This window comes from Streptomyces sp. So13.3 (assembly GCF_005860785.2).
GTDB lineage: Bacteria > Actinomycetota > Actinomycetes > Streptomycetales > Streptomycetaceae > Actinacidiphila > Actinacidiphila fildesensis.
On sequence record NZ_CP048835.1, the window covers coordinates 1,082,883 to 1,102,987 of the forward strand.

The 20,105-nt window shown below is 72.3% G+C and carries 14 protein-coding genes and 1 pseudogene; 6 read left to right on the plus strand and 9 right to left on the minus strand.

Translation table 11 applies throughout. The features are described 5' to 3' along the window. Together C8250_RS05125 and C8250_RS05130 are read right to left on the minus strand one after the other, a co-directional pair. Entirely contained in the window at positions 1-1,491 is a 1,491-nt protein-coding gene (locus C8250_RS05125) for a HAMP domain-containing sensor histidine kinase (protein WP_244808974.1), read from the minus strand. Beyond that, positions 1,488-2,234, minus strand: coding sequence for a response regulator transcription factor (locus C8250_RS05130; protein WP_138351380.1), 747 nt, complete (start codon positions 2,232-2,234; stop codon positions 1,488-1,490). The genes C8250_RS05125 and C8250_RS05130 overlap by 4 nt, the downstream gene beginning before the upstream one ends. A 124-nt stretch (positions 2,235-2,358) precedes the next feature. Between C8250_RS05130 and C8250_RS05135 the strand changes: the two genes are divergently transcribed. The 3 genes and pseudogenes from C8250_RS05135 to C8250_RS05145 form a co-directional block, all read left to right on the plus strand. After that, on the plus strand, positions 2,359-3,741 hold the full coding sequence (locus C8250_RS05135) for a ferredoxin reductase family protein (RefSeq protein ID WP_138351379.1): 1,383 nt from the start codon (positions 2,359-2,361) through the stop codon (positions 3,739-3,741). A gap of 5 nt (positions 3,742-3,746) precedes the next feature. After that, the gene (locus tag C8250_RS05140; RefSeq protein WP_138351597.1) at positions 3,747-4,211 is read left to right on the plus strand and encodes an FMN-binding protein; all 465 of its coding nucleotides are present in this window, start codon (positions 3,747-3,749) and stop codon (positions 4,209-4,211) included. Positions 4,212-4,245: 34 nt separating this feature from the next. After that, positions 4,246-4,950 (plus strand): annotated as a pseudogene (locus C8250_RS05145) (FAD:protein FMN transferase); the annotation flags it as partial. Positions 4,951-5,031: 81 nt separating this feature from the next. Here C8250_RS05145 and C8250_RS05150 read toward each other — a convergent pair. From C8250_RS05150 to C8250_RS05170, 5 genes are all read right to left on the minus strand, one after another. Beyond that, on the minus strand, positions 5,032-8,157 hold the full coding sequence (locus C8250_RS05150; protein WP_187144735.1) for a peptidoglycan recognition family protein: 3,126 nt from the start codon (positions 8,155-8,157) through the stop codon (positions 5,032-5,034). A gap of 531 nt (positions 8,158-8,688) precedes the next feature. Then, positions 8,689-9,690, minus strand: coding sequence for a hypothetical protein (locus tag C8250_RS05155; protein ID WP_138351375.1), 1,002 nt, complete (start codon positions 9,688-9,690; stop codon positions 8,689-8,691). Further along, complete coding sequence (locus tag C8250_RS05160; protein ID WP_138351374.1) at positions 9,687-11,048, minus strand: MFS transporter; 1,362 nt, start codon at positions 11,046-11,048, stop codon at positions 9,687-9,689. The genes C8250_RS05155 and C8250_RS05160 overlap by 4 nt, the downstream gene beginning before the upstream one ends. A 3-nt stretch (positions 11,049-11,051) precedes the next feature. Beyond that, on the minus strand, positions 11,052-12,467 hold the full coding sequence (locus C8250_RS05165; protein WP_138351373.1) for an alkaline phosphatase PhoX: 1,416 nt from the start codon (positions 12,465-12,467) through the stop codon (positions 11,052-11,054). Positions 12,468-12,542: 75 nt separating this feature from the next. After that, positions 12,543-14,132 carry a discoidin domain-containing protein gene (locus tag C8250_RS05170; protein ID WP_244808975.1) on the minus strand — a complete coding sequence of 530 codons (1,590 nt, stop codon included), beginning with the start codon at positions 14,130-14,132 and terminating at the stop codon, positions 12,543-12,545. A gap of 304 nt (positions 14,133-14,436) precedes the next feature. On the opposite strand from C8250_RS05170, the gene cas3u reads away from it, so the two are divergent. Next, a complete protein-coding gene (gene cas3u / locus C8250_RS05175) occupies positions 14,437-17,343 on the plus strand; it encodes a type I-U CRISPR-associated helicase/endonuclease Cas3 (protein WP_138351372.1) in 2,907 nt (968 codons plus the stop codon). A 6-nt stretch (positions 17,344-17,349) separates the two neighbouring features. On the opposite strand, the gene C8250_RS05180 is transcribed toward cas3u, so the two are convergent. Both C8250_RS05180 and cynR read right to left on the minus strand, forming a co-directional pair. After that, complete coding sequence (locus C8250_RS05180; RefSeq protein WP_138351371.1) at positions 17,350-17,790, minus strand: hypothetical protein; 441 nt, start codon at positions 17,788-17,790, stop codon at positions 17,350-17,352. A 148-nt stretch (positions 17,791-17,938) separates the two neighbouring features. Beyond that, the gene (cynR, locus tag C8250_RS05185; protein WP_138351370.1) at positions 17,939-18,838 is read right to left on the minus strand and encodes a transcriptional regulator CynR; all 900 of its coding nucleotides are present in this window, start codon (positions 18,836-18,838) and stop codon (positions 17,939-17,941) included. 126 nt (positions 18,839-18,964) lie between these two features. On the opposite strand from cynR, the gene C8250_RS05190 reads away from it, so the two are divergent. Beyond that, a complete protein-coding gene (locus C8250_RS05190; RefSeq protein WP_138351369.1) occupies positions 18,965-19,570 on the plus strand; it encodes a carbonic anhydrase in 606 nt (201 codons plus the stop codon). Positions 19,571-19,620: 50 nt separating this feature from the next. Next, on the plus strand, positions 19,621-20,091 hold the full coding sequence (gene cynS / locus C8250_RS05195; RefSeq protein ID WP_138351368.1) for a cyanase: 471 nt from the start codon (positions 19,621-19,623) through the stop codon (positions 20,089-20,091). The last annotated feature ends 14 nt before the right edge of the window (positions 20,092-20,105 follow it).

Sequence of the window (20,105 nt, forward strand, 5' to 3'; positions counted from 1 at the left end):
CTACCACGGCCCCGCACCCACCTCCGGCTCCTCCTTGGCGCCGCCGGCGCCGTCACCGAGCGGCAGCCGCACCGTGAACTCGCTCCGGCCCGGCCGGCTGCGGGCGGTGACCGTGCCGTCGTGCGCCTCGACCACGGCGGCGACGATGGCCAGGCCCAGGCCCGCACCGCTGCCCGCGCCGGGGCGCCGCCGGTCGGCCCGCGCGAAACGTTCGAAGAGCGTCGCGCGCACCGCCTCCGGCACCCCCGGGCCGTTGTCCGCGACTCTCACCTCGACCGTCCCATCGCCTGACGGTACGGTCCGCAGCCGCACCGCGACCTCGGTCCCGTCCGGGGTGTGGATGCGGGCGTTGGCCAGCAGGTTCGCCACCACCTGCTGCAGCCGGTGGGCGTCGCCGGGGACGGTGACGGGCTCCTCCGGCAGATCGAGCACCCAGCGGTGACCGGGGCCGGCGGCCCGTGCGTCGTCCACCGCGTCCAGCACCAGCCGCGTCAGGTCCACCGGCCGGCGCTCCAGCGGCCGGCCGGCGTCCAGCCGGGCGAGCAGCAGCAGGTCGTCGACCATCACGCCCATCCGCGCGGACTCCGCGGCCACCCGCTCCAGCGACCGCCGTACCTCGGCCGGCACCGGGCCCGGGTGGCGCAGCGCCAGTTCCGCGTGGCCGCGCACCGACGCGACGGGGGTGCGCAGTTCATGGCTGGCGTCGGCCGCGAACCGGCGCAGCCGTTCCTCGCTCGTGTGCCGCTTGGACAGGGCGTCGCCGACATGGCCGAGCATGAGGTTGAAGGCGGTGGCCACCTGTCCCGCCTCGCTGCGCGGATCCGCGTCCGGGACCCGCAGCGGCAGGGCGACCTCGCCGCTGTCCAGCGGCAGCCGCGTCACGGCCGTGGCGGTCGCGGCGACCCTGCGCAACGGCCGCAGCGACCAGCGCACCCACAGCGCCCCGGCCACACCGGTCACCACCAGGGCGCCGCCGAAGACGGCCGCCTCGACCAGTTCGAGCCGGTGCACGGTCTCCTCGACGCCGTGCAGGGGCAGACCGGTGATGAGCACGTCCTGGTCGTCGCCGGCCAGGGCCCTGACCCGGTAGCGGTGCAGGGCCGACAGCCTGATGTCGTGGGCATGGCCGTCGACCGGAACGGCCGCCAGTTCCGCCTTGTCGGCCGCGTTGAGCTCCACCGTGGTGTCGGTGCCGGAGCGCACCACAGCGGCGTCGGTGACCACTCCCGCGAGCAGCCGGGCGCCGAAGGTGCCGGGCGACTGGCGGCGGGTGTCGGCGTGGTTGTCCGCGTCGGGTTCGCCGTGCTCCCCCGCGTGCTCCAGGCTCGCCGGGAACTGGCCGCCCGCGTCGCTGAGCTGCTGGTCGAGGCGCTCGGTGAGAAAGCCCCGCAGCGCGAGCACCGCCGCGACGCCGACGGCGGCGCAGCTGACCGCGAGCAGCACCACCAGCCCGCAGGTCAGCCGGGCGCGCAGCGAGTGCGGGCGGATCACGGGGTGCCCGGCTTGAGGACGTATCCGGCGCCCCGCACCGTGTGGATCATCGGAACGCGTCCGACGTCGATCTTCTTGCGCAGATAGCTGATGTAGAGCTCCACGATGTGGGCCTGGCCGCCGAAGTCGTACGACCAGACGTGGTCCAGGATCTGCGCCTTGCTCAGCACCCGGCGGGGGTTGCGCAGCAGATACCGCAGCAGCTCGAACTCGGTCGGCGACAGCTCGACGGTCTGCCCGTCCCGGGTCACCTCCCGCGCCTCCTCGTCCATGACCAGGTCGCCGACGCTCAGCAGCGCGCCCTCGGGCCGCCGCCGGGTCATGCCCGCGCGGCGCAGCAGCCCGCGCAGCCGGGCCAGTACCTCTTCGAGGCTGAACGGTTTGGTGACGTAGTCGTCGCCGCCCGCGGTGAGGCCGGCGATCCGGTCCTCGACGGCATCGCGCGCGGTCAGGAACAGCACACAGATCCCGGGCTGCCGGTCCCGCAGTCCGCGCAGCACGGACAGCCCGTCGAAGTCCGGCAGCATGATGTCGAGGACGACGGCGTCGGGCTGGAAGTCCCGGGCCGCGGTGAGCGCCGAGGCCCCGTCGGCGGCGGTCCGCACCTGCCAGCCCTCGTAGTGCAGGACCCCGGCGAGGACCTCGAGCAGGTCCGGCTCGTCGTCCACGACGAGGACCCGGACCGGGGTGCCGTCCGGGCGGGTCAGGGAGGGCAGCGGGGGTGCGGCGGGAGGGATGTCCATGGTCCGTCCAGCATGCCGCCCCAACCTCTGAGTTTCCCATGAGACCCGCCCCGGGCCTCCGGTTCAGAGCTGATTCAGAGGTTGCGGCGGCACAGTGGGCCGTCAGCCGACGAAAGGGGACATCGTGGCGACCACCTACGGCCACCGGGCGGCCCGGCGCCGGTCCGCGCCGCCCGGGCCACCCGCGCCGCGCGGCCGCCGCTCACCGGCCCGCTTCATCCTTTCCCTGGTCGGGGCGGGTGCGGTCACGGTGCTGGCGCTGTGGTGGCTGGACACCGCCTCGGTCGTCGGGCCGGCAGGCTGGCTGATCGGCGCGGGCCGGATCGCCGGCCTCCTCACCGGCTACGGCTGCGCCGTCCTGGTCGCCCTCATGGCCAGGGTGCCCGCCCTGGAACGCGGGGTGGGCAGCGACCGGGTGGCCCGCTGGCACGCGATGGCCGGCCGCTACACCGTCTGTCTGCTGCTGGCCCACATCGTCCTGATCATCTGGGGCTACGCGCTGCAGGCCCGCACGAGCGTGGTGCGGGAGACCACGACCGTGGTGCTGGACTATCCGGAGATGCTCAAGGGGACGGCGGGTGCGCTGATCCTCGTCGCCGTCGGCGTCTTCTCCGCGCGTGCCGTACGCCGCCGGGTCAGCTACGAGACCTGGTACTACCTGCACGTCATGACCTATCTCGCGCTCTTCCTCGCCTTCGGCCACCAACTCGCCCTCGGCGCCGATTTCGCCGGGAACGCGGCGGCCCGGAACGCCTGGTACGCGCTGTACCTCGGGGTCGCTGCGCTGGTGGTGTGGTTCCGCGTTCTCGTCCCCGTCCGGTTGAACGTGCGGCACCGGCTGCGGGTCGCGGCGGTCGTACGCGAGGCGCCCGGCGTCGTCTCCGTCCTGATCCAGGGGCGCCGGCTGGACGGACTGCGCGCCGAGCCGGGCCAGTTCCTGCGCTGGCGGTTCCTCACCGGCGGACTGTGGTGGACCTCCAGTCCGTACTCGCTGTCGGCCGCCCCCCGCCCGGACCAGCTGCGCATCACCGTCAAGGCCGCCGGTGCCCACAGCGCGGCGCTGGCCCTGCTCCGGCCCGGCACCCGGGTCTGGGCGGAGGGCCCGTACGGGGCGCTGACCTCCGCCCGCCGGACCCGTTCCAAGGTGCTGCTGCTCGCCGGCGGGGTGGGTGTCACCCCGCTGCGCGCGCTGTTCGAGACGCTCCCCGCCCGCCCCGGCGAGCTGACCCTGCTGTACCGGGCCCGCACACCAGGGGACCTGGCCCTGCGGTCGGAGCTGGAGTCGATAGCGCAGTCCCGCGGAGCCCGCCTGTACTACGCCGTCAACGCGGCCGACGGCACCCGCGCCGCGATCACCGTCACCGGCCTGCGGACGATACTGCCCGACATCGCACAGCACGACGTGTACCTGTGCGGGCCGGAAGGCATGGCGCAGGAGTCGTACGACGCACTGCGCGCGGCCGGTGTGCCCGCCGGCCGCATCCACCACGAATCCTTCGAGCTGTGAGCGCCATGCGAACCCATCCCCTGCGCCGCATCGTGCTGAGCGCGGCAGCCACCGTGACCGGCGTCGTCCTCCTGCTGTCGCTGAAACCGCACGCGCAACACCAGTCGGTGGCGCAACAGAACCCGAACCAGGGACCCTCCCCCACAGCGGCAGGGTCCGCCCCGTCGGCGTCGGCGGGTTCGACGTCCGGCGGGGTCCGGACCGTCGACGGGGACACCATCCAGACGCGGTTCGGGCCGGTACAGGTGCGGATCACCCTGACCGGGTCGAAGATCACCGCGGTCACCGTGCTCCAGGTACCCGACGAGAACGGCCGGGACCAGGAGGTCGCCGAGTTCTCCGTTCCGCAGCTCACCCAGGAGGCCCTCGACGCCCAGAGCGCGGGCATCGACACCGTCTCCGGCGCGACGTACACCAGCGAGGGGTACATCCGCTCCCTGCAGAGCGCGTTGGACAGATCCGGTGGCTGACACCCCGGATCGGCTGCGGCACGTGGAGCACGTGATGGGCACCGTGTTCTCGTTCGACGTCCGTGGTGACACGGGTCCGCGCACCCGTACCGCGCTGGCCGCCGCCACCGCCTGGCTGCACCACGTGGACGAGGAGTTCTCGCCCTACCGGACCGGCAGCCAGGTCAGCCGGCTGGCCCGCGGCGAGCTCACCCCCGACGAGTGCTCGGCGGAGGTACGGGAGGTGCTGCGGCTGTGTGCGGACGCAGAGTGGCTCAGCGGCGGCTGGTTCAGCGCCCGGTACGCGGGAGGGATCGATCCGACCGGTCTCGTCAAGGGGTGGGCCGTGGAGCGGGCGGCCGCGATGCTGCACTCCGCGGGTGCGCCCGCCGTCTGCGTCAACGGCGGCGGCGATGTGCAGCTGCACGGCGGACCCTGGCGGGTGGGGGTGGCGGACCCGCTGCGGCCCGGTGCCGTGGTGACCGTCGTCGAGGCCCGGCACACACTGGCCGTGGCCACCTCCGGCCCCGCCGAACGCGGCTGCCACATCCTCGACCCGCACACCGGCGCACCCCCGGCCGATGCCCTCGCCTCGGTCACGGTGGTCGCCCGCGGCCTGACCGACGCCGATGCCTGGGCCACCGCCGCCTGCGCAATGGGCGCGGACCGGGCCCGCGGGTGGCTGGAGGACCTGCCGGGAGCGGAGGCCTTCGCGGTCACGTCCGAGGGTGGTACGTGGCAGACCAGTGGCTTCGCGCGGACCCACTCCGGCGCGAACACGGCCCGGGAAACGCTGAAGGGCCCGGCCGCTGGTCGCGGCCGGGCCCTTCCGTACCCCTTGTCAGCTGGTGTAGTAGCCGGTCAGGTCGGCCAGCAGGTGGACATTGCCCAGGAGGTTGTAAAAGTCGACCTTCCCGTTCACCACCGGAACCACGACCAGGTTCGGAATCGTCTGCTTCGCCACGAAGTTGAGATTCGAAACCCCCGGCCGCGGCTGCCCGTCCGGATAGACACTCACGAAGCCACCGGAGGTCGGCGCGACCGCCGTCACGTTCAGGACGACCGCCGTCACACCCGTGGCCGGCAGCCCCGCGCGTCCGGCGATCTGCAGGGTGATGGTGCCGCCGGGGCCGACGGGGGCGTGGATGCCTCCGGTGCCGGAGCGGGTGTCGAGCACGCGGGTGGGTCCCGCGGTGTTGAACACCGATCCTGTGGAGGTGTAGTAGCCGGTGAGGTCGGCCAGCAGGTCAACGGTGCCCAGGAGGTTGTAGAAGTCGACCTTCCCGTTCACCACCGGAACCACGACCAGGTTCGGAATCGTCTGCTTCGCCACGAAGTTGAGGTTCGAGACGCCCGGCCGGGGCTGCCCGTCCGGATAGACGCTCACGAAGCCACCGGAGGTCGGCGCGACCGCCGTCACGTTCAGGACGACCGCCGTGACTCCGGTGGCCGGCACGGCACCGACGCCCGCGACCTGCAGGGCGATGCTCGCCCCCGGACCCACCGGAGCCTTCGCCGCACCCAGCCCCGACCGCGTGTCGAGCACCCGCGTCGGACCGGCGCTGTTGAAGCGGGAGCCGGTGGTCGAGGTGGAGTAGTAGCCGGTGAGGTCGGCCAGCAGGTTGACGTTGCCGGCGAGGTTGTAGAAGTCGATCTTTCCGTTGATCACCGGAACCACGACGAGGTTCGCGATGGTCTGCTGCGGCGAGAAGTTGAGGTTCGAGACGCCCGGCCGGGGCTGCCCGTCCGGATAGACGCTCACGAAGCCACCGGAGGTCGGCGCGACCGCCGTCACGTTCAGGACGACCGCCGTGACTCCGGTGGCCGGCACGGCACCGACGCCCGCGACCTGCAGGGCGATGCTCGCCCCCGGACCCACCGGAGCCTTCGCCGCACCCAGCCCCGACCGCGTGTCGAGCACCCGCGTCGGACCGGTCGGCGTGTACGTGCCCGTCGGGGGCTTGGCCGCCTCGACGGTGGTGACATCACTCGCCTTCACGAAGGCGATGCGGTGGTTGTAGCGGATCGGGTAGTACGTCGTCGTGCCGACGACCAGGGTGTGGTCCCCGGGCGCGTCCATGTTGACGTTCTGCGCGTAGAAGAAGTCGCTCGCGATCGGCGCGTCGGCGACATAGGCCTGGCCGGCCGGCATGGTGTAGCTGGTCGCCACGACCTGCTGCTTGGGGTCCTTGCCGACGGCGGAGAGGACGGCCGGGTACGCGGACTCCTCCGGGTAGGAGCGGCCGTAGACCGGTACGGCGGCGCTGCCGGCGGGGGTGACGACCTTCTGCGCGGTGCGGCTGTTGGCGACGGCGTTCTGTCCGCCGGGGTTGAAGAACCACGCCTTCTGGCCCGCGTACCAGATCGCCGTCCAGTCGCCCTGGACATCGGCGACGATGAAGGTCTGGCCGGAGACCGCCTTGTCCGTCCAGTCGGCTCCCTGGATGGTCCCCGTGGCCCCCTTCTTGGCGACGAGAGCGTCCTTGATCAAGGCCGCGGAAGCGGACGGGGAGGTCCGCAGATAGACGAAGTTCGCCGGACGTGCCGGGCACGGGCTCGTGGACGTCTTGCCGTCGCAACCGGTCACCACGGGCTGGTTCGCCGTGGTGAAGGGCGGAGCGATGGTGATCTCCCCGCCGACGATCGGAGCGCCGTTGCCGCCGAGCGGGGCGCCGAGCAGATCCATGTAGTGCGACCAGTCCCAGTACGTACCGGGGTCGTAGTGCATGCCCGCCACGTAGTCGTCCGTCGGGCCGGTGACATCGTCGTGGCCGATGATGTGCTGCCGGTCGAGCGGGATGTTGAAGCGGGCCGCCAGGTAGCGCACGAGTGCCGCCGAGGACTCGTACTGCGCCTCGGTGTACCAGCTCGCGTTCGTGAGGGCGAAGCCCTCGTGCTCGACGCCGAGGCTGTGCATGTTCAGCACCTTGCTGCCGGCGTGCCACGCCTCGTCCTTGGTGGGCACCACCTGTGACACCAGGCCGTCCTTCGCGCGGACCAGGTAGTTCGCGCTGACGTAGGAGGTCGGGTTCTGGAAGATGTTGACGGCGGAGCTGTAGTCGCTCTCGGTGTCATGGATGACGATGTAGCGGATCGTCTGGCCGTCGGCCGGCCGGTTGGCCTTGTCGTAGTTGCCGTAGACGGCCGGGTCCGCGGCGTTCGTCCCCTGGTAGGCGGCCGGGACGACGTCGCACACCAGACCCGAGGGGCACTCCGCCGCGGCGGCGGCCAGCGTGACCTGCTGGCCGTCCGCGTTGGTGCGGGTGGCGCCGGTGCGGATGGTCGCGAAGACCCGGTCGGCGAACTGGTTCGCGGCGGCGGTGTCCGGGGACTGGGTGTAGCGCGCGACGGCGTCGTACCACTGGCCCGGGTCGGCGGCGAGCTTCCCGTGCGCCTGCTTCTCGTAGGAGGCGAGCAGGGCCGCACCGCCGCGGACGCTCTCCCGCGGATCGGTGCGGAGCGCCTTGGCGGGCTCGTCGATCAGCGCGGCGGCGGCGTCCAGGGTGTGCAGCGCCGGATCCGACGTCCGGACGGAGCCGACGGCGGCGAGCGCCGCCTTGTCCGGACGGAACCGCTGTGCGGCGCTTGCGCCGCCTTCGCCCCGCTGGTTCAGATCCGCGCGGCGCTCGCTGTCGGTGCGGGCCGGTACGGCCGACGCGTCGACCTGCGTGAGGCCCATGACATTGAAGTTGCCCGTGGCGCTCGGTGCGCCCTGGTGCGATTCCCAGCGCGTCTGGTGGTACGACACGGCGAGCAGCACGCTCTCGGGTACCTGGAACTCCGCGGCGGCGGCGCTGAAGTCCGCCTGCAACGCACGCGACGCACCGGCGGGCGAGGCCGCCTGCCCGTGGCCTGCCGGGGATGCGGAGGCGTACGCTCCGACCGCCAGCGCCGAGACCGCGACCGCCGCGGTGATACCGGTGACTACCCGCGACCGTGACCGGCCGTGTCTTCCCCGCACTGGCATGCTCCCACTGTGTAAGTAACGTCCGGGCGATTCCGGGCCGGGCCGAGCGACAAGGTCTCAGGCCCGGGGACGACTCGCCTTCCGCGCCGACGCTAGCAGGCGGCCGGCAACGTGAGCGGCGGGCGTCGCCCCATGTCCGTTTTCGGGGTGGAGCGGCCGACCGGACTCCCGGAATCCGCCGGGTGGGGGCCGTGTCAGGTGCAGATGCATCTCACTCTGTGGCAGCGGGGACAGACGACACGTCTCCTGACGTCAACGGCCGGCTCCGGTTCCATAACGCGCTCCTGACTCTCCAGCACCGCCACGGCTGTGCCCGGCAGGCTCGTTGTGCTCACTCCTTTAGACGCTTGAGCAGCGGTCTGGGTTCGCCTTTGACGCAACTTCGTGACAGCGCTTGCTCGATGGGCCGCCGTACGCCCGCTCTTGGGAGCCCTCGTCCGAGTTGTACCCCCACTCAGGTTTCGCACAGTGAAGGCGCGGTGGCCGTCGGAATGCTCACGACGGCCACCGTCCGTGCCCGGAACCCTTCCTTCAGCGACTTGGTGACGCTGCGTCGACAATGAGTTCACGGGGTTGTCCGGTCCCGTCGGACGGGACGGCCCAGACGTCGGAGCCGCCCTTGCCCCGCGATCTGGCGTACATGACGGTGTGCTCGTCGAACCACGCGGCCTGGTCGTCGATGCTCGCCGTCTCGGCGAGCGGGGTCTCCAGCATCGTCGCCAGGTCGAGCACGTGGAGCCGCCAGGGCCGCGCCGCGTCGGAGTAGACCCGCTTCTTGAACACCACCCGGGTGCCGTCCGGCGACAGGGAAGGGCACTCGGCGTTCTCACGCAGCGTGTGCGCCTCCCACTTCCCGTAGTCGCCCTGGACGAGGTACGTCTTCCCCTTCGTCGTCACGGTCGCGTAGAAGCGGTTGTCGTCCGCCGCGAAGGTCACCCCCCAGAAGTTGACGTCGGACGCGCGGTAGCGGCGGCCGTCGATGAACAACGGGATGTCCTCGATGTTCAGCACCGCGTAGCCGGTACGGGTATCGAGGATTCCGGTCCAGGTGGAGAAGCCGCCCGTGTTGTAGGAGTCCCCCTGGACGAACACCGTCCAGGAGACCATGCGCCCGCTGGGCGAGACCCGGGCGCGGTTGGGGATGCCCGACAGCTTCACCCGGCGGACCTCGCGCAGTTGACGGTCGACGATCAGCGCGTACGTCCTGGGCACGGCGCCGGTGCTGGTGACGAGGCAGACGCCGGTGCCCGCCGCGCTGTAGAACCGCTCGCAGCCCAGCCCGCTGACCGTACGGGGAGCGCCGGCCGTGTCGGCCGGCACGGCCGCGATGTTGCCGTGGCCGGCCCCGGGAGCGGTGTTCCGGAACAGCAGTTGGCCGGGGCGGGCGGTGTCGATCGGCTCGCCGTGGACGGCGGGGACCGCCTCGCGCTTTGCCGCGTGGACGCTGTAGCCGACCCCGAGCCCGGCCAGCACCAGCAGGGCGACCACCGGTGCGAGCAGCCGGAAGCGGGCGTGCTGCCGGAATGCGGTCATGCGATCGTCTCCTCGTCGTACGCCCGGGCGTTGGGTGATGCGGTGCCAGGTGCACGGTCGTCGGGTGCTTCGGTGCCGCCGGAGGAGTCGGTGTCGTCGGTCCGGGCGTCGTCCGTCGGGAAGCCGAACCTGGCCACCAGGAGGCACACCGCCAGCCCGGTCGCCATCACCGCGAGCCCGGTGCGCGGACCCCATGCCGTCCAGGCAGCGCCGAGGATGATCGAGGACACCACCCGGGCACCCGCCTGACCGGTCTGCAGCAGTGCCATCCCGCTCGTCCGCAGCCCGGCGGGCAGCATCGGTCCTGCCGCGGCCATCAGCACGCCGTCGGTCGCGGCGTAGAACACCCCGTGCAGCAGGAGCGCCGGGATGAGGACGAAGAGTCCGCCGGCGGGTCCGAGCAGCATCGCGTACGCGCCGAGCAGCGCCACATGGCCGCCGAGGAACATCCGGAACCTGCCGGTACGGTCCGCCATCCGGCCGAGCGGCACGGCGAGCAGGAGGTAGGCGCCGGTGGTGCCGAGCGGCAGCAGCGGGAAGTACTCCGGGGCGATCCCCAACCGCCGTTGCAGCAGCAGGTAGATGAAGGAGTCGCTGACCGTGACGAGACCCAGGGCGGCGGTCAGGACGCAGGTGCGGCGGAACGCGGCCGCGCGCAGCAGTCCGAACGCGGCGCGCAGCGCGGGCTCCCGCCGGTCCGGGGGTGGATCCTGCCGGTCCCGGACGAGTGAGACGAGCAGCACCACACCGAGCGCGGCGACGCAGAAGCTGACGACGAACACCGCGTCGTAGGCGGTGCCGGTCGCGGCGAGGACCGCGAAGGCCGCGAGCGGGCCGATGAAGGCGCCGACGGTGTCCATCGCCCGGTGCACACCGAAGGCGAGTCCGAGGGCCTGCGGTGGCGTACTGAGGGAGATGAGCGCGTCCCGAGGGGCGGTGCGCAGGCCCTTGCCCGCCCGGTCGGCGGCCACCACCGCGCCGAGGGCGCCCACCGAGCTCCCCGCGGCCAGCAGGCCGAGTTTGCACACCGCCGACAGCCCGTAGCCGATCCCGGCGACCAGTTTGCGGCGCTGACGGCGGTCGGCGAGATGGCCGCCGACCAGCCGTACGAGGACGGTGGCGCCGGAGTACAGGCTGTCGAACATGCCGAACGCGAGCGGGCTCAGGCCCAGTTGGAGGACCAGGTAGAGCGGCAGTACCGCACTGACCATCTCCGAGGAGACATCGGTGACCATGCTGACGGCGCCGAGTGCGACCACGTTGGCGGGGACCGTACGCAGCAGCCCGGCCCGGCGCCCCGGGCGGAGGCCCGGGGCGCCGTCGGCGGCACTGGTGCTGCTGCTCGCCGAGATGTACATCGGCTACTTCCACCCGCTGATGTCGAGCAGTACGCCGTAGCCGGTGACGTTGTACTGGACGATCACGTACAGATGGCGCCCGGTCGCGTCGAAGACGCCACCGGTGAACGAGCCCATCGGATCGTTGACGGTCGCCACCCGGATACAGCCGTCGCTCTGCAGGTCGGGGTCGGACCCGTCCGGCAGACAACTCCACAGGTCGTTGCCGTGGAAGCCCTGCAGATCGCTCTCGGTGTCACCGTCCTCGTGCACGACCCAGGTGCCGCGGCCCGGCCGGAAGGCCAGGTTGTCGGGCATGTTGACCGCCGGACTGCCCGGGACGAACAACTGGATCTGCGGGATCGCCGCGTTGGTGGTGGCGGCGGCCACCGTCCCGTCGGTCAGGCACACCGACTCGCCCCAGTTCTGCGCCTCGTCCTCGTTTCCCGTCTCGTTGACGCAGGCGCGGACCTGCCCGGCGGCGAGCGCGGTCCCGTCCAGGTCCATGTCCTCCGGCCGGTACAGGCCGGTCAGATGGAGCGCGGCGGTGGCTCCGGTCAGGTCGGGGTCGGTGCGGTCGGGGACGGGGATCCAGGCGCCCTGGCCGGTCTGGGTGCCCTGCCCGTAGTCCCGGCCGCCTTCGTACCGGCCCAGTCGGAGCCCGTAGACCCGGCCGGACGCGAACGGCGACTCGCTCAGCCGGTGGATGGGGCCGACGCCCGCCGCCCGCGGCTTGTCCGGTACGAACTTGAACAGCGCGCCGCCGGGCGCGCCCTTGTCGGGACGGTTCTCGTCGGCGTAGTAGAGCAGGCCGTTGGGCAGCACCGAGATGCCCTCGTAGGACATCCGGCCGACGCCGGGCCGGACGGTGAGGTTCGCCGCCCCGGTGCCGCCGCTGAAGCGGCCGGTGGACCGGTCGAGCGTCACTCCGGTGGTGTGCAGCGGGTCGATCAGCTCGTAGAGCCGGCCGCCCTCGGGGCCGCCACCGGTCTCCTCCCCGATGACGATCGTTCCCCAGGCGGTGCGCCGCACGGGGTCGCAAGCCTCGGTGCCGGTCAGGATCGTCTGGGACCTGCCGGTCGCCAGCTCCGTGCGCAGCAGTCCCGGCTTGTCCGGGTCGCTCTCGTTGCAGCTGATGAGCCATCGCGGGTCGGAGTCGCTGGGCCACAGCGCGCCCTGATCGGTCGTCAGCGGCAGCCGGGCGTTGACCACTCGCGTGTGCAGGCTCTTGGCGAGGGTGACCAGTCGCTCCGGGTGGGCCAGCGCCTCCGCCTTGCTGATGGCCCGGTTCGACGAGTGCGCCAGGTCGCCGGTGACGCCGTGCGGATTGCCGCGGCCGGCGGCTTCGGCCCGGTCCGGCACGGAGCCGGCGAAGATCGCACCGGCTCCGGCCGTCAGGGCCACCATGGCGGCGGCGAGCGCCGTCAGGTGTCGTTTCACGAGTTGTCTCCTTGTTCCACGGCGTTCGCCGTGCGTTGAGCGCGAGCGTGGGTCGGTGGCGGGTGACGGGACCTGTCAGTGGCAGGTGACGGGACCGAAGGTGTCGAGCACCGAGCCGTTGTCGCGGATCAGCTGCCCGGTGTACGTGGTCGGAGTGAGGGTCAGCTTCAGGACGGCCTTGACGTCGGTGATCCGCTTCTGGCTGTTGGGCTGCGCGCTCTCGAAGCCGTAGCTGTCGGCGCCGCCGGTGCCCACGATCAGTTCCCGTACGCCCGCCGGGTCGGCGCCGCCCGTCGCGTTCTGCGGTGCGAAGCGCTCGTAGAGGTGGTCGTGGCCGTTCAGGATGAGGTCGGCGCCGTGGGCGCGCAGGATCTGCCAGACGGGCTTGCTGACCATGTCGGCCTGCGGCCCGGAGCTGTACAGCGGGCGGTGCCAGTACGCGGCGACGCAGCCGTTGGTGTTCTTGGTGAGGTCCGCCTCCAGCCACTTGCCCTGCGCGGAGGTGGCGGACATGGAGGTCTCGGTGTCGAGCGCCACGAAGTGCCAGCCGCCCCGGTCCCAGCTGTAGTAGGTCTTGCCGTCGGGGGTGGCGCGGCTGCCGAAGTACCCCTTGTAGCCGGCCGCCGGGGTGCTGTCGTCGTACTCGTGGTTGCCGGTCGACGGATGGGTCTTGTTGAGGAACCGGCCCCAGGTCGTCCCGTAGTACTTCTTGAAGTCGCTGAGGCTGCCGGTGTCGTACTGGTTGTCCCCGAGGGTGAGGACCTCGTCGGGATTGATGGCCTCGACGCGCTTGGCGGTGTTCTCCGCCCCGCAGTTGTTGCCCGCGGCGCAGCCGGGATCGGCGATGTCACCCGCGGCGACGACCGTGAACGAGGTCGAGCTCTGACCGGGTGTGCCGGTCACCGGTGCGCTCGCGGCGGAGACGTTGCCCGCCGCGTCCACGGCGTTGACGGTGTAGGTGTAGGCCGTCCCCTGGGTGCGGCCGGTATCGGTGTACGTGGTGCCGGTCGCGGTCGCGACGACCGCGCCGTCCCGTGTCACCTGGTAGCCGGTGACACCGACGTCGTCGGTGGACGCGTCCCAGGCGAGGGAGACGGACGTGGCGGTCGTGCCGGTGACGCGCGGGTTCCCGGGCGCGGTCGGCGCGGTGGTGTCCGGGCCGCCGGCCGGGCCGTACACCTCGAACTCCTTGAGGGAGTACCCGTATGCGGTGCCGCGGGCGGTGCCGTACACGCGGACGTAGCGGCCGGCGGTGGCGGCCGGCAGGGCCACCTCGTCGATGCCGCCGTCACCGGTGGTCGTCGAGTACGCCTTGGTCCAGGCGGAGCCGTCGGGCGAGACCTCGACGCGGTACGCCTTGCCGTAGGCGGCCTCCCAGTCGAGGTGTACGCGGGTGAGGGTGTGGGCGGCGCCGAGGTCGACGCGGATCCACTGCGGGTCGAGCCCCTCCTCGCTGGCCCAGCGGGTGGCGGTGTTGCCGTCCACCGCCTTGGCCGCGTTGAGGGACGAGCTCTCGTCGGACGACGAGAGGGCCGGCCTGCCGCGGGACAGCAGCACGTCGCCGGCCGCGAATCCGGACGACGAGGCCGACAGGGTGATGAGCAGGGCGAGAGCCGCCACCAGGCCGTACAGACGGCGATGGCGGGCGGGCAGGAGCAAGGACACGACTGCCTCCGGGCGTGGGAGATTGATCGCGGAGCCCGGCTGCACCGGGACATCGCGAGGCCCACGGCCGGGGCAGATCTCTCACTGAGCGCGTCACATCCGGGGATGCCGCGCCAAGCCGCGTGCAGCGAGAGTGGCAAAGGTCCCGGTGGCCGTCAATAGACGTTAGTAAAGTTTCCTAACTTGTAATTCCGAGCAACTCTCCGTTCACTCCCCTCACATCGCCTCCGCGGCCGGCTCGACCTTCACAAGCCCCGGTGCCGCCTGCGAAACTGGGCGCCGACACCTGAGGAGCGTCCGATCCATGCTGGAACTCGAACCGGAGCCGGGCGACTTCACCGCCTTCTGCCGCGAGATTCACGGGTACGAGCCCTTTCCCTGGCAGACGGCACTGGTGGACCGGGTGGTGAAGGACGGCTGGCCGCGCGCCGTCTCGGTGCCGACCGGACTCGGCAAGACCTGCGTCCTCGACCTCGCGGTGTTCACTGCGGCCTTGGAGCGCGGCCGGCCCGTCAACGGCGCGGGCCCTTCCCGGGCACCGCTGCGGATCTTCTACGTCGTGGACCGGCGGTTGGCCGCCGACGAGGTGTACGACCACGCGGCGCGGCTCGCCCGGGCGCTGCGGTCGGCGCTGTCGGATCCGTACGCCGACCGACCGGCAGCACCGACGGTTCCGGTGGTACCCACGGTCCCGGTGGGCACGGCCACCGGACGGGTCGCGCGGGCGCTGTGGCGCGAGGGCGACACCGATGTGCTGGAGGCGACCCGGATGCGGGGCGGGGTGACCTGGTCCGCGAACTGGGTGGAGCGCCCGGACCGGCTCGCCGTGGTGGTCGGCACGATCGACCAGGTGGGCAGCCGCCTGCTCTTCCGCGGCTCCGGCACCGGCACCCGGCGCCGGTCGATCGACGCCGCCCTGACCGGCACCGACTCACTGATCGTCCTCGACGAGGCGCACGGGTCCGAGGAGTTCGCGGCCGGAGTCCGCGCCGCCTTCGCGCTGGACGGGACGCCCGGGGAACTGCGCCCCGTCCTGGTGACCATGTCGGCGGTCGCCGGGCTTGGGAGCGCCGAAGCGCACGGCATCACCGGTGACGACGAGCGTCATCCGGTGGCGGGTCCGCGGCTGCGGTCGGCCAAGCGGCTCCATCCCGTCGAGGTCGGCACGGACGCGGATAGCCGGGATCGGTCGATGGCCGCCTCCCTCGCCGCGTGGGCGCAGCGGCCGGCCGCCGACGGCCAGGTCGTCGGGGTCGTCTGCAACACGCTCGGTCGGGCCCGGGCCGTCCTGGAGCTGCTGCCCGGCGAGAAGGTGCTGCTGACGGGGCGGAGCCGCGCCCTGGACCGGGAGTATCTGCGGGGCCGGTGGCACGACCGGACGAAGGCCGGCCACGAGTCCCGCGACGGCGGCCCGTTCCATGTGGTGACCACCCAGACCGTCGAGGTCGGCACCGATCTCGACTTCGACGCGCTGGTCACCGAAGCGGCCCCGCTCCCGGCGCTGATCCAGCGGCTGGGCCGGCTCAACCGCGTCGGGCGGCGCACCGACGCCCGCGCCGTCGTGGTCCACGGCACAGCGGACGTGCCCGGGCCGCACAGGGACGCGAGCGACGCCACCTGGCGCCTGCTGACCGGGCTCTGCCCGCCGGTCGTCACCGGCCCCGGCGAGACCCCCGAGCTCACCGGCCCCGGGCCGGCCGTCTCCCCCGCCGCGCTGCGCCGGTTGACGGCCGGCCTCGATGCCACGGAGTGGCAGGCGATGCGCGGATCCCCGCCGGTCAGAACTCCCGTGCACGCGGCAGCGCTGGACGCCTGGGTGCGCACCGAACCGGCGCCGGACGCCGACGAGCCGGTCGCCCCGTATCTGCACGGCATCGGCGCGGACGCCCGCCCTGTCGTCAGCGTCGCGTGGCGGACCCGCGAGGCGGGCCTGACCGCCGAGGAATGGCGCAATACGGTGAACCTGTTCCCGCCGGCCGCCGAGGAGAGCATCGAACTGCCGCTGCACGCCGTACGGCGGTGGCTGACCGGCAGCCCGGACGCCGCCGCGATCTCCGACGACGACGCGTTTCCCGGGCCGGGCGAGGAGCCCTCGGACGGCCCGTCAGAGGGCGGGTCCGGTTTGGAGATCCTCCGGTACCGGTTCGACGCGGCAATCGCGATCGTCACGCCCGACGACATCGAGGCCGACGATCTCATCGTCCTGCCGACGGAATTCGGCGGGTGTGACGCGTACGGCTGGAACCCCGCCTCCACCGATCCGGTCGTTGACATCGCGGACCTGGTGGGCGGCGGGGACGGCCGGGCCGGCGTCCGGATCGGCCCGGACCTGGCCACCGCCGTGCGTGTCCACGACCCCCCGCTCGCCTCCCGGGTGGACCAGCTGGTCACGGACATCGCCGCCGACACCGCACCCTTCACCGCCGAACAGCAGGCCCGCTACCGCGGCCGGTTCGCCGAGCTCGCAGGCAGCGCGCCCGGCGACGTCCCGCACCTCAGGGTGTTCAGCGCCCTGGCCCGCGGAGGCCGCCTCCTCACCGTCAACGGCCTCCGGTTGTTCGTCGCCGGCCAGGCCCCCCTCAACGGACCCTCCACGGCCGGTCTGCCGCAGACCCTCGCCGAACACCAGGCCGAGGTGTCCGCGGCCGCCGGACTGTACGCCCGCAACCTTCACCTGGACGGCCGTACGGTCGCCGCCGTCGCCCTCGCGGCCGCCCTGCACGACGAGGGCAAACGGGATCCGCGCTTCCAGACGATGCTGCACGGCGGGGACGAGGACGCCGCCCTCGCCGCACCGGAGCCGCTCGCCAAGTCCGGTACGGACCCGGCCGACCGGGCCGGGTCCGGGACGGCCCGGCGGGCCTCCGGCTATCCGCAGGGGATGCGGCACGAAGCGCTCTCGGCCCGCATCGCCGCACTGCACGCGGCCGGCCGCGACGACATCGACACGGACCTGGTCATCCATCTGGTCGCGTCCCACCACGGGTTCGCCCGGCCGCTGCTCCCGCCGGTCGTCGACCCGGACCCCCGGCACCTCCGTCTGACCATCGCGGGCCAGGAGGTGGTCCTGGGCACCGCCGAGACCGTGGACCGGGCGGGGCCCGCCCGGTTCGAAGCCCTCAACCGCAGGTACGGGCGCTGGGGGCTGGCCCGCCTGGAGGCGCTGGTCCGGCTCGCCGACGTCTACTGCTCCATCCAGCGGGAGATCTGACGGAGCCTAGAACAGCTTCTGGCCGGTGGACCGCCACCGCTCTCCGAACGGCTCGGCCAGCCCGTCCTGGGCCAGCACCTTGAGGTGCTTGAGGATGGTGCGCGACTGGTAGCCGACGGCCGTGCACAGCTCCTCGACCGTGATCCCGCCGTCCCCGGCGGACTGCACCTCCTGCCAGGTACGCGCCGCATGATGACCGAGACCGCCGTCCGGCACCGGATCGGAGGCTCTGGGTACGTCCGGCTTCGCGGACTTCGCGGACTTCGCGGTCTGCGGGGCCTGGGCCACCGGGGAGGTCTCCGGGATGCGCGTGCCGCCCTGCTCCGCATCGGGAACCACCCGTCCGGCGGCCGGGGTCCGGGGCGCCGCCGGCGGCCGCGCGGGGCCGGCCGGACGGGGGTTGCGGTTGACCGTCCGGTGCCTACGGCCCTTTTGGTGCTTGCTCATCGTGTCGTCCTGTTCTGAGGGATACCACTGGCGTGGAAATGTGGTGTGGGCCTCTCACCTCAGGAAACGATCACAACGACAGCAGGTCACCCCCGGCCTTCGCCGCCCTGACGAGTCGTCCGCCGGCCGGCCGCGACCCGTGCCCGTGTCAGGCGGGGGCGTAGCCGCGGGTGGCGGCCCATTGGTGGGTGAGGTCGGCGAACGCGCGGGCGGCGGCGCTCTCGTAGGCGGTCTCGCGGCGCAGCAGGGTGACCGTTCGGGCGGGCAGCGGTGGAGCCAGGGCGACGGGGTGCAGATGGGGGTGGTCGCGGGTGATGGCGTCAGGCAGCACCGTGGCCAGTGGTGTGTGCCGGACGATCTCGGTGAGCGCGTTGACGGAGTCCGCCTCCATGGCGACGTGCGGCTGCACCTGGTGCGCGGCGAGATACGCGTCGATGTGGCCGCGGGTGACGAAGCCGCTGGTGAGCAGCGCCAGAGGGTGACCGTGAAGTTTCCCCACCGGCAACGGGCGCTTCCGGCCGGCGTAGGGATGGGCGGTGCCGACGACGAGGCTCAGGGTCTCGGTGAAGAGCGCGGTGGCCTCGATGCCCGGCAGGTGTTGGCCGCTGAAGCCGATGCCCAGGTCGAGCTCGTCGGCCAGCAGCCGGGCTTCGACACGGTCCTGGGCGTCCTCCTGGATGTCCAGGGTGATGCCGGGGTGGCGGGTGTAGAAGTCCCCGGTCAGCGGGCCGACGAGGTAGGCGGTGAAGGTCGGGGTCATGGCCAGCCGCAGGGTGCCGGACGAGAGGTCCTGGACGTCCAGAACTGCGCGTTCCGCGGCGGCCAGGTCGCGCAGGGCGCGGCGGGCGTAGTGGACGTAGGTCCGGCCGGCGTCGGTCAGCCGGACGGTGCGCCCGGTCCGGTCCAGCAGCTGCACCTTCAAGGAGCGTTCCAGCTGCTTGATCTGCTGGGAGAGCGTCGGCTGGGAGATGTGCAGGGCCTCGGCCGCGCGCGTGAAGTTGGCGTGTTCGGCGACGGCGAGCAGATAGCGCAGATGCCGTAGTTCCAAGGCCGCCTCCCGCTATAGATGACAGCAATCGCTGTCATGACTTCTCCGTCTTGGACACTATAGGCACTGGTCACGCAGGGTGGAGCACGTCGGCCTCCACCGACACCCTCACCGAAGAGAGTGACCATGCGCGATATCGCCGAGGGAGTCCAGCGCTTCCAGCGGGACGTCTTCCCCGCCCGGGCGGGGCTCTTCGAGCACCTCGCCGCCACCCATCGGCCGACCGCCCTGTTCATCGGCTGTTCCGACGCCAGGGTGGTCCCCGAGCTGATCACCCAGCGCGAGCCGGGTGAGCTGTTCGTCATCAGGACCGCCGGCAACCTCGTCCCCGCCCGCGGCGCCGGCGCGGACGGTGTGGCGGCCAGCATCGAGTACGCCATCGGTGTCCTGGGCGTCAGCGACATCATCGTCTGCGGCCATTCCGCCTGCGGTGCGATGACCGCGCTCGCCGAGGGCCGGGACCTGACCGCGCTGCCCGCCATCGCCGACTGGCTGCGGTACGCCGACGCCTCCCCGGCCCGCGCGGCCGCGGCGGACGGCGGGGACGCGGTCGCCGCCCTGATCCGCGACAACGTCCTCACGCAACTCGCGCATCTCGCCACTCATCCCAGCGTCGCCCGCGCACTGGACCGGCACACGGTCACCCTGCACGGCTGGGTCTACGACATCGGCACCGGTGCCGTCGAGGAACTCGACACCGCGAGCGGCCGCTTCACCGCACTCGCCGGCTGACGACCCCGTCGGCCGGCCATCACTCACACCGCACTCCGGAAGGAACTCCCATGATCCAGGCCCAGTTCGACCCGCAGGCCCGCGAGCAGCTCGCGATCCAGGTCGTCGACGCCAAGATGCGCAAGGACCTCAGCTGGCAGGAGCTGGCCGATGTCACCGGTCTGTCGGTGGCCTTCGTGACGGCCGCGCTGCTCGGCCAGCATCCGCTGCCGGCCGAAGCCGCCGACGCCGTCACCGGGCTCCTCGGCCTGGACGAGGACGCCTCCCTGCTGCTGCAGACGATCCCCTTGCGCGGCTCCGCCCCGGGCGGCGTCCCCACCGATCCGACGATCTACCGCTTCCACGAGATGCTCCAGGTCTACGGCACCACGCTCAAGGCGCTGATCCACGAGCAGTTCGGCGACGGCATCATCAGCGCGATCAACTTCCGGCTCGATGTGCGGAAGGTCGAGGACCCCGACGGCGGCTCCCGGGCCGTCATCACCCTCGACGGCAAGTACCTGCCGACGAAGCCGTTCTGATCCGGCCCCGGCCC

Excerpts from the sequence above, each read along its gene's own strand:
- C8250_RS05130 (WP_138351380.1), bottom strand. The coding sequence starts at position 2,234 with ATGGACATCCCTCCCGCCGCACCCCCGCTGCCCTCCCTGACCCGCCCG.
- C8250_RS05140 (WP_138351597.1), top strand. The coding sequence starts at position 3,747 with ATGCGAACCCATCCCCTGCGCCGCATCGTGCTGAGCGCGGCAGCCACC.
- C8250_RS05180 (WP_138351371.1), bottom strand. The coding sequence starts at position 17,790 with ATGAGCAAGCACCAAAAGGGCCGTAGGCACCGGACGGTCAACCGCAAC.
- cynS (WP_138351368.1), top strand. The coding sequence starts at position 19,621 with ATGATCCAGGCCCAGTTCGACCCGCAGGCCCGCGAGCAGCTCGCGATC.
- C8250_RS05150 (WP_187144735.1), bottom strand. The coding sequence starts at position 8,157 with ATGCCAGTGCGGGGAAGACACGGCCGGTCACGGTCGCGGGTAGTCACC.
- cas3u (WP_138351372.1), top strand. The coding sequence starts at position 14,437 with ATGCTGGAACTCGAACCGGAGCCGGGCGACTTCACCGCCTTCTGCCGC.
- C8250_RS05155 (WP_138351375.1), bottom strand. The coding sequence starts at position 9,690 with ATGACCGCATTCCGGCAGCACGCCCGCTTCCGGCTGCTCGCACCGGTG.
- C8250_RS05160 (WP_138351374.1), bottom strand. The coding sequence starts at position 11,048 with ATGTACATCTCGGCGAGCAGCAGCACCAGTGCCGCCGACGGCGCCCCG.
- C8250_RS05190 (WP_138351369.1), top strand. The coding sequence starts at position 18,965 with ATGCGCGATATCGCCGAGGGAGTCCAGCGCTTCCAGCGGGACGTCTTC.